Genomic DNA, 10159 nt, shown 5'->3' with positions numbered 1-10159 from the left:
GGGAGAAAGAGGACTTTGCCCGCGACCGTGAGCGCGGCGAGAAAATACACGTGCGGCGCGTGATGCAGAAAGCCATTCTCCACGGCGATGCCGGCCAGGAACAACGACTGGAGGGCGAACAGCCGGATGCTCGTGAGCAACTGGCGCTGGGCCACCATCAACAACTGCACCACGAGCATCGCGGAGGCGAGGAGCGTGGTGAGTTGCGAACCGATGGAGAGTTCCGGTGTCATGGTCAACGAAACAAGAACGTGGACAGCAGCGACAGCGTTGCGAGCACGAAGGCGGCGCTCAACAAGTCCGGCACGCGAAACAGGCGCAGCTTGGCATTCGTGGTTTCGACCACCGCCACCACCGCAGAAAGGAGAAGCAGTTTCGTCACGTAGGCGAACAAGCCCAGACCGAGCGCTGCCGGCGTGGTGTCCATTGCGATGCCGATCGGAATGAATACGTTGATGAGCAGCGTCATCAACACGAGTTGTTTGATGGACGCGCCCCATTCCATGAAGGCCAGGTTGCGGCCCGAGTATTCGAGCAGCATGGCCTCGTGAATCATCGTCAGCTCCAGGTGCGTGGCCGGATTATCCACCGGAATGCGACCCGTTTCAGCCAACAGCACGATGAACAACGCGGCGAAGGCAAGGACGTACGTCGGGTTGAGAACCTTCCACATCGGTCCCTGCGTCGCCTGCACAATGCGGCTGAGGTCCGTCGAACCGGCCGTAATGGCGACGGTGAAGATGGCCAGCATCATCGTCGGTTCAGCGATGGCGGCAATGGTCATTTCGCGGCTGCTGCCCATGCCGCCGAAGGGGCTTCCAGAGTCGAGTCCGCTCAGTGCGAGAAAAAAACGACTGAGCGCGAGCAGTCCGACGACCGCCAGCGCGCCCCCGAACAGGCTCAATGGCGCTTGCGCGGTCGCCATTGGCACCATCATCCCCACCAATAACGAGCTGATCAAGACCACATACGGCGCCGTTCTAAACACCCAGGAAGTGTGCTCGGAGATCACCATGTCCTTGCGGAGGAATTTGATGATGTCGAAATAAGTCTGCCAGACGCGTGGGCCGCGGCGGTTTTGCAATTTTGCCTTCCAGTTCCTGATGCATCCGCTTACCAGAGGCGCGAGCAGGAGCACCAGGGCCGTCTGGAAGACGATGGCAGGGAGGAGGGGGTTCATAACGCAAACAGGAGCAGAATCAGCAGCGTGATGAAAATGTAGATCAGGTATGCCTGGAGACTGCCGGCCTGAAGGGCGCGCATCCGTCGTGACGCCCACAGAACGCGGCGGTTGAGGGGCCGGTAGATCCGTGTTTCGAAAATTTCCTCGACGTGGGCTTCGAAGCGGAGGGTCCTCGCGAAGTAAGGTGAGAAATCGTATTCCCGTTGAACCTCGCGGCGCGGCCGAAAAAGAGATTTGAAAATCATCCGGATCGGTTTCGAAAAGCCGGTGGCGGTGTATTCCATTCGCGGTGTCAGCGGTTTCTGACCGCACGCCCAGGTCGGCCCGACGCGGCTCTTTGAGCGCCGTGAGAACGCCAGTTGGAGAACGAACGGCACGGGCAGCAGAAAAACCGCCATCAGCGTGAGACCGAGCGTCGAAACGGTTCCGCCGTCGCGCGCGACGCCGGAGAGTACAAGACCGTTGGCCGCGCTAAGTTGCCCGCTCAACTGCCATCCGGTGAGTTGTTGCGTCAATGGGTCGAGCAAGGTCAGAAAAAGCGTCGGAAACAATCCGAGGAAGACGCATGCCACGGTGAGAATCACCTGGCCGAAAAGCATCGCGGGCGAAACCTCACGCGCCCGCGCGGCTTCCTCGCTGCGGGGCTGCGCCAGGAATGTAATGCCGAATGCCTTTACGAAACACGCCGCCGCCAGCGCGCCGGTCAACGCGAGCATCGCGCCGCACAGCGGGAACACGAGCCGGATCAGGCTGGTGGTCGTGCTGAAACCCTGCAACAAGGACTGGAAGGTGAGCCACTCGCTGACGAATCCGTTGAGCGGCGGCAGCGCGGAGATGGCTACTGCGCCGATGAGGAAGAAGAGCGCCGTCCTCGGCATTCGTTTCGCCAGTCCGCCCAGTTCCTCCATATTGCGCGTGTGCGTGGCGTGCAGGACCGCGCCTGCGCCCAGGAAGAGCAAGGCCTTGAAGAGTGCGTGGTTGATGGTGTGATAGAGACCGGCAATCAGCGCGAATGTCGCCAGCATCGGATGTCCAGTGTGCAGAAACATGAGCGATGCACCGAGGCCCATCAAAATGATGCCGATGTTTTCTATGCTGTGATAAGCCAGCAGCCGCTTCAGGTCATGTTCCATCAGTGCATAGAGTACGCCGAGCAACGCGGAGACGGTGCCGACGCTGAGGATGGTAACGCCCCACCACAGAGGTGGCGTGCCGAGGAATTCGAAGAAAACGCGCGTCAACCCGTAGATGCCACTTTTGATGATCACCCCGGACATGAGCGCGGACACATTGCTTGGCGCGACGGGGTGTGCTGCCGGCAGCCAGATATGCAGCGGCACGATGCCGGCCTTGACACCGAAGCCGACGAGGAAAAGGAGGAACGCCGCGTTGCGCGCGTTGGGTGACATTTGGTTACCGAGCGAGTGGAAGCTGTCGAAGCTGTAAGTGCCTGATATCTGGAACAGCAGCAGGAAAGCAAGAATCAGGCATCCGGTGCCGATATGTGACATGACGAAGTAGAGCACCCCGGCGCGTCTTGTTTCGTCGTGTTCATGCTCGTAGCTCACGAGGCAGTACGCCGTGAGCGCCATGATCTCCCATGCGATGAGGAAAAAGAAGGCGTTGTCCGCGAGAAACACCAGCGTCGTGGCGAGCAGCAGCGTATTGAAGAACGCGCCAAGCACACCGACGTTTTTGCGCCCGTAAAACCCGCGTGCATAGCCGACCGAATAAGTGGACAGCGATAGTCCCACCAAGGAGACAATCAGGCAGAAGAAACATCCGAGAGGGTCGGCTCGCGCGCTGATCCGCACATAAGGGATTAGCGAGGGGAACACCTCGAAGGATGATTGGTTGGCGGCAGCGCCGGTGGCCAGGAAGATGCCGCAGGAGACGACTCCACACAGCGCCGCCAGCGCGCCGCATCCGAACGCGAAAAGGTTTGCGAGCTTGTTCGCGCGCAGAAACAACAATCCCGCGATCGCTCCGACGAGGTAACCCAGCAGGCACAGCTGCAGCAGAGTGAGTGCAAGGTCGTGCATGGCGCCACGCTATTTAATGGTGCATCGACCGTCGAGGGCACCGGGTGCTGAAAGTTGTGTCTGCCTTCGATCCCGCCGATCTGACCGGGAGAGAATCCGCACGAGGCGGGAGCCGCAATCCGAACGCAACGCACGGGGTCCATCGCGAACCGGGGGAATGACCATTACCGGGAGTGAACTCATTGTCGGGATTCGGTCTTCGCCGCGCCCGGCTGGTGTGGCTGGCCCGCCGCCGGACCGCTGCCGCCGCTTGTCGGAGACTTGAGAGTATCCTGGACCTTTTCCAGCACGCTGGTCAATTCCTGGCGCACCGCTTCGAGTCTTCGCTTTTCCTCATGGTGCGGGTCCGTGGGCGCCGCCGGCGGAAGGCCGAGAATCTCGCGCGCCCGTTCAAGCGCCGCGTCGATGTGCGCACAGACATTTTCTCGACCGATACGGTCGAGAAACCCCGATTTGTCCATTACCAGCAATGGCTGGGTATGCGGACCGCTCAAGAGGAGGTGCTTGCGTTTGTGGTGCAGCCGTTCATAGAGGTCTTCCAGCGCGTTGAGACCGGTGGCGTCCATGGCCATCACCTTTCTCATGCGCAGGATCAGCACCTCCGGCTCCCGTTTCTCCCTCTTCAGGACGCTCTCGAGCTTGTCCGCAGCGCCAAAGAAGAACGCGCCAAAGATGCGGTAAACCATCACACCGTCCGGAATCTGTTTGCCGACCAGCGAATGATGCAGTCCTTCGGTCTCGGTGCTTTCGTCCACGGCCATGATTTGAGTGGTTTCGGACGCCCGTTTAATGAACAGCATTGCGGCCAGCACCATGCCAATTTCGACCGCGACCGTGAGGTCAATGACCACTGTCAAAGCAAATGTGACCAGGAATACCGCCGTGTCGGACACCGGCCATTTAAGCAGGCGGCCGAAGTTGTGCCATTCGCCCATGTGCAGCGCCACGTTTACGAGAACGGCGCTCAGTGTCGCCAGCGGAATGAACCTGGCCAGCGGCGCGGCAATCAGAATGATAAGTAGCAGGGTGAGCGAGTGAATAATGCCCGCGACCGGCGAGCGCGCGCCGCTCTTCACGCTGGTCGCCGTGCGCGCGATGGCGCTCGTGGCAGCGATGCCTCCAAAGAATGGACTGATGATATTGGCAAAGCCCTGCGCCATGAGTTCCTGGTTGGAATCGTGCCGGTCGTCGGTCATCCCGTCGGCGACGACCGCGCAGAGCAGCGACTCGATGGCCGCAAGCAGGGCGATGGTCATCGCAGGTTGGAAAAGGTGCTGAATATTGCCCCATGACACCACGGGCATGTTCGGCGAAGGAAAGCCCTGCGGGATGCCGCCAAAACGACTGCCGATGGTCTCGACGTGTAATTGGAACAGTGCGACGGCCGCCGTGCCAAGGAGCAGTGCGACAATCGATCCGGGCACGCGGCGTTGCCAGTTCTTCGGCCAGAAGAGAATGATCGCCAGCGACCCCGCAGCCATGGTGACAGTCGGCCATTGCAGGGTGCCGAAATGCCCGGCCAGTACTTTGATTTTCTCCATGAATTCAGATGGCACCTGGTCCATCTGCAGGCCAAAGAAGTCCTTGATCTGGGTGGTGAAAATGAGCACGGCGATCCCACTGGTGAAACCCATCGTCACCGGGTAAGGGATGAACTTGATCATTGTTCCCAGACGGGCCAGACCCAGAATCAGCAGGATTACGCCGGCAATCACGGTGCAGACGGCAAGATTGCTCGGTCCGTATTTTGCGCCGATGCCGTACAGGATGACGATAAAGGCTCCGGTCGGTCCGCCAATGCAAACGCGGGTACCGCCGAGCGAGGAGATGAGAAAACCCGCGATGACCGCCGTGAAAATGCCTGCCTCAGGTTTTGCGCCCGAAGCGATGGCGAACGCCATTGCGAGCGGCAAGGCGACGATGCCGACCGTCACGCCGGCCACCAGGTCGGCAAAAAAATCCTGGCGGGAATATTCCTTGAGCCCATCCACCAATCGCGGACGGAAGCGAATGCCGGATATCACGCGCATAACGGCGGTTTCAGGTTCGGCACGGAGCGAGTTGGGCCCACGGCCGAAGATGTTGGATGAAGGGCGTCGTAATGCAATACGATTTGCGAACAGCCGACGGCCCGATGAAAGATTTCAGTTGAATCCGGGGCACTAATCCTTCCGAATAGAACAGATGATGAACCTGGACGACGCACACAAGCGCGCTGTGGCTGATTGGGTTGCACGCGGACAGAAACTGGCCGAGATACAAACACGACTGGCTGACGAGCTGGGTGTCCGGCTGACCTATATGGAAGTTCGCATGCTGGTGGACGATTTGAAGCTCACGCCCAAGGACGTGGATCCGCCGAAAACGATCGACGTGTCGGGAACCGCCGTTGCCGGCTCTGCCGCGCCAAAAGAAGCCGGCGACGAGGGTGAAGACACGGAAGAACCCGGACCGGAAAATGAAATGGCTCCTGGAGGCGCGCGCGGTGTTTCGGTGAAAGTGGATCAGATCGCACGACCGGGTGCCATTGTCAGCGGCAGTGTCACGTTCAGTGACGGCAAGGGCGCTGATTGGTATCTCGACCAGATGGGACGGCTCGGTCTGTCTCCAAAAGAACAAGGCTATAAACCGTCAGCAGCCGATCTACAGGTGTTTCAGATGCAACTGCAAAACGAGCTGGCGAAGTTGGGGTTCTAGCTTGTGCGCAGCCGGCTTGCGATACGAAGATTTTTTCCATGAAACAAACGCACTCGGGTAGATTCTTGCGCCAGCTCGCTGTCTCGTGGGCAGCAATGGTTTTGATGATTGCCATCGTCATTCGGGGCCGGGCCGCCGAGTGGACTCGGGAAAGGGTTGGCCGCGCGGGCGGCAGCCGCGTCGTTACACCGGTGAACCAGATTCTGACTCCGGCGGGCATTCAGATCGAGTTGCCGGGATTGCGCCCTCAAGGATTGGCGTTAAGTCCGGACGGAAAAACTCTGGCGGTGTCTGGCAAGACGCATGAACTCATTATTATCGATCCTGGATCGGGAAAAATCACACAACACGTTCCGCTTCCGTCCGACAAAGCGACGGATGTAAACCCGGAATCGGTGTCCAGTCACATCCTCGAGCCGGACAAGGAAGGCCAGCTCAGCTACACGGGGCTTATCTTTTCTCCGGATGGTTCGCGGATCTTCCTCTCGAACGTCAACGGGAGCCTTAAAGTCTTCGGAGTCAATTCCGACCACCGGGTCTCGCCCTTGTACTCGATTCCACTACCCGCGGCGACCGCGCTGGATCGCAAAGAAGACATCCCCGCGGGACTTGCGATTTCACGCGACGGCCGCCAGCTGTACGTTGCGCTGAATTTGTCCAACCGTCTCGCGGAACTTGATCTTAAGACCGGCAAGGTGATTCGCTTCTGGGACGTTGGTGTCGCGCCCTACGATGTGGTGCTTGTCGGGGAAAAGGCGTACGTGAGCAACTGGGGCGGTCGCCGCCCGGACGCACAGAGTATAACCGGCCCAGCGGGGCGCGGGACGCGCGTACGCGTCGATTCCATCCGTTACATTGCCAATGAAGGCTCGGTATCGGTGGTTGATTTGCGCGGCAACGCTTCGACCCGGGAGATTCCCGTCGGCCTGCATTCGTCGGCGCTGGCGCCTGCCCCGGGCGGAAAATATCTGGCGGTCGCGAACGCCGGCGGCGACACGGTGAGTGTCATTGACACGCGCAAGGACAAGGTCGTCGAAACCGTCTGGGTAAAATCGAACCCGGCGGATCTGTTCGGAGCCAGTCCCAACGCCCTCGCTTTCGATAAACCGGGTAAAACGCTTTTCGTTTGCAATGGCACACAAAACGCCGTTGCAGTGGTCGCATTCCGGCCCGGCAAATCCCGGTTGCTCGGCCTCATTCCCACCGGCTGGTTTCCCGGCGCGATTGCCGTTGATGTGAAGAGGAACAAACTTTGCGTCGCAAACATCAAAGGCATCGGACCCGGCCGGAAGGACGCCCGGACCGGGAGGATTGCCGGCAACTCACATCAGTACTTTGGAACGGTGTCCCTCGTGCCGGTGCCGACAAAAGGCGACCTGGCGGTCCACACACAATCGGTCCTTCGAAATTATCGAGAACCAATGCTGCGCCTGGCGGGCCTGCCGGCGCGCGTCGGCCAGGCGGCGCGCCCCGTGCCCGAGCGTGCGGGCGAACCGTCCGTGTTCAAGCACGTCGTTTACATCATCAAGGAAAACCGCACCTATGATCAGGTGCTCGGCGACATCACGGAAGGCAACGGCGACGCGGATCTGTGTGTTTTCGGCGAGCGCATAACGCCGAATCAGCACAAGCTTGTCCGCGAGTTCGCGCTTCTCGACAACACCTATTGCTCCGGCATTTTGAGCGCCGACGGCCATCAATGGTCGGACACCGCTTTTGCCACGGATTACATGGAGAAGTCGTTCGCGGGTTTTCCCCGCAGTTATCCCGATGGCATGGAGGACAGCGACGTGGATGCGCTGGCTTATGCGCCATCCGGCTTCATCTGGGACAACGCGCTCGCGCATGGAAAGACGCTGCGCGATTACGGGGAGTTTGCGGTCACTGAAAAATCCTGGCGCGATCCGGCGCGGAAAGGGAAACCAGGTTTTCTCGATCACTACCGCGACTTCGTCAACCAGACCGGCCTCATCAACATCCGCAGCCGTCCGGCAATCGAGTCGTTGCGGCCCTATCTCGCGACCAACAGCGTCGGTTGGGATTTGGGGATTCCGGACGTATTCCGCGCGGCGCAGTTCATCAAAGAGTTGAAACAGTTCGCGCAGAGCGGAGAATTGCCCAACCTGGTCATCATTTGCCTGCCCAACGACCACACGTCCGGCACCAAGGCGGGCACGCCGACGCCGGCCGCGCACGTAGCGGACAACGACGTCGCGTTCGGTCAAATCGTCGAGGCCATCAGCCACAGCCGTTTTTGGCGGGAGACCTGCATATTCGCCGTCGAAGACGATCCGCAAGCCGGGTGGGACCACGTCAGTGGGTATCGGACGACGGCTTACGTCATCAGTCCTTACACAAAACGACGGCAGGTTGTCAGTGTCCAATACAACCAAACCAGCATCCTGCGCACGATCGAGTTGATCCTTGGTCTGCCGCCAATGAACATGATGGACGCGACGGCCACGCCCATGGTGGATTGTTTCAGCGAGCAGCCGGACGTTGCGCCCTTTGTCGCGGTGCCGAACAACGTGCCGCTCGACGAAATGAATCCGGACCCGAAACACGTCTCGGACTCCTCGCTGCGCCGTGATTCAATCGTCAGTGCGCGACTGCCATTGGAACAGGCCGACCAATGCCCCGAGGACCTGCTCAACCGGATTATTTGGCGTGCGATGAAGGGCCCGCGCCCGGGATATCCGGAGTGGGCCATCACGCCGCACGCGGACGATGATGACTGACGACGCAACCGTCGGCGCGCATCATTGACCCCGGACGCGATAAAAACCCGCATTATCCGAAACGGGAATGACCACGGTTTGTGAATTCGTTGTAATCAGTGCGCTCCATCGTGGCGACGACAGTTCGTCCGTCGTTTCCAGTACGAACGGCGCGGTCCCTCCCAGCCACGTTACTGTTGCGTTGGTTCCGTTTTGCGCGATGGTCAGCACGATTGACCGGGTCACGGTAATCACCACGGCATCGCGGGCCACGGCGTGAACTCCGTCGTCCGCGTTCAACATGAGGCTGTAACTCCCCGGTACGCTGAATGTCGCGATTGTATTTGTCTTCGTTGCGTCGCCAAAAATCACCGGGCCGGGGCCGGAAATGAACTGCCAGGTGATCGCCGGCGGCGGATTCGAGAGATCGAAACCGACGAAACCTTGCAACTGAACGGCGGTCCCATACGGGGCGGACTGATCATTTCCGGCGAAGGCGACGGGTGGATTCGGCGAGCGGGGGCCTTCCGCTGGGCCCGTGGTCTGAACGACTTCAAAATTGGTGATTGAAATCGTGGAGAGGTGATCGAACACGTTCGCCGGCCAGCGGTCGTCCGGCGTGACGGAAATGGAAAAGAAGTTGCCGTTGTCCGCCACGAGCGCGCCATACTTTTTGAACGCGCGCAAGACGGCTTTCTCCTCGATGGTCCAGTTGTCGGGGATGACAAAAGTTGACTTCAACCGCAGCCGTTGCCCCATCGCGGGCACATTGGTGTTGGCGGCCGGCGTGGACGAGGCAAAATGCCGCGCCGGATAAATAAACTCCTGCCGGGTGCGTTTCACGACGAGCCGCAGGGCATGCTCCACCATGCCCCGCTCGCACTCGTCGTATCGCGGAAGCGCGGGAAACATCGGCAATCCCGCCGCGTCGCCCGAAGTCCAGGTGGCCTGTCGCAGCGCGTTGCTGTTCAAGTCGAACTTCGCGCCATTCGACGCCTCCCAGTTCGTGGCGACGAGCCTGGTCAGCCACGTTTCCCAGATGAGACCGCGGCCCGGCTGGACGATGATCGCGTGACGATCACCGCCATCGTTGTTGATGTCCCGTTGCCACTCTTCGAGCGTCAGCGCGCCGGTTTCGTGCGGCCATGTTTCGATCGGCAGATTCGGAGGAACCGGATACGGGCCCGGATCGGACTCGTCGGGGTAGTTGAAGAAATCGATGGACGCAAGCGGCTGATTGTCGGGCACGAGCACGAAATTCATTTCGAAGAACGCGCGGAGCGTGCGGCGGGTTGACAGCAAGTCGGTCATGATTTGCTGAATCATCGTGTCCGAGTTGGGGAGGACGGCCAGACGCGATATGTCTTCGTTCCAGGGATTGTCGATCGGAAAGATTTGCATCGCCGAGACCGCGGCGTCGGCCTCCGGCGTGTTGAACAAGACGGAGTCTGCGATCACGGGGACCGGGCCGAGGATACGGCCTTCCTGATTGATGCGCTCGGCCGACGTGGAAACGGCGA

7 protein-coding genes are annotated in these 10159 nt (G+C 60.0%); 2 read left to right on the top strand and 5 right to left on the bottom strand.

Annotation, left to right across the window (positions count from 1 at the left end; all coding sequences use genetic code 11):
* From VN887_08705 to sulP, 4 genes are all read right to left on the bottom strand, one after another.
* On the bottom strand, positions 1 to 233 hold a 233-nt coding region (locus VN887_08705), incomplete at its 3' end, for a hydrogenase (GenBank protein HXT40090.1).
* 2 nt (positions 234 to 235) lie between these two features.
* Positions 236 to 1180: a respiratory chain complex I subunit 1 family protein gene (locus tag VN887_08700; protein HXT40089.1), complete on the bottom strand. Its 945-nt coding sequence runs from the start codon at positions 1178 to 1180 to the stop codon at positions 236 to 238.
* Positions 1177 to 3225 (bottom strand): hydrogenase 4 subunit B, encoded by a 2049-nt coding sequence (gene hyfB / locus VN887_08695; protein HXT40088.1) that lies wholly within the window; start codon positions 3223 to 3225, stop codon positions 1177 to 1179. The genes VN887_08700 and hyfB overlap by 4 nt, the downstream gene beginning before the upstream one ends.
* A 179-nt stretch (positions 3226 to 3404) precedes the next feature.
* The gene (sulP, locus tag VN887_08690) at positions 3405 to 5255 is read right to left on the bottom strand and encodes a sulfate permease (protein HXT40087.1); all 1851 of its coding nucleotides are present in this window, start codon (positions 5253 to 5255) and stop codon (positions 3405 to 3407) included.
* Between the two features lie 187 nt (positions 5256 to 5442).
* Here sulP and VN887_08685 point away from each other — a divergent pair, with 187 nt between their 5' ends.
* Positions 5443 to 5922: a hypothetical protein gene (locus VN887_08685; protein ID HXT40086.1), complete on the top strand. Its 480-nt coding sequence runs from the start codon at positions 5443 to 5445 to the stop codon at positions 5920 to 5922.
* Between the two features lie 38 nt (positions 5923 to 5960).
* A complete protein-coding gene (locus VN887_08680; protein ID HXT40085.1) occupies positions 5961 to 8660 on the top strand; it encodes an alkaline phosphatase family protein in 2700 nt (899 codons plus the stop codon).
* Between the two features lie 21 nt (positions 8661 to 8681).
* On the opposite strand, the gene VN887_08675 is transcribed toward VN887_08680, so the two are convergent.
* The coding region (locus VN887_08675; protein HXT40084.1) for a hypothetical protein at positions 8682 to 10159 on the bottom strand (1478 nt) is incomplete at its 5' end.

The sequence above is a fragment of the Candidatus Angelobacter sp. genome, from assembly GCA_035607015.1.
GTDB lineage: Bacteria > Verrucomicrobiota > Verrucomicrobiia > Limisphaerales > AV2 > AV2.
Note: the sequence above shows the minus strand (reverse complement) of the source record. Positions and strands in the feature narration are given on the sequence as shown.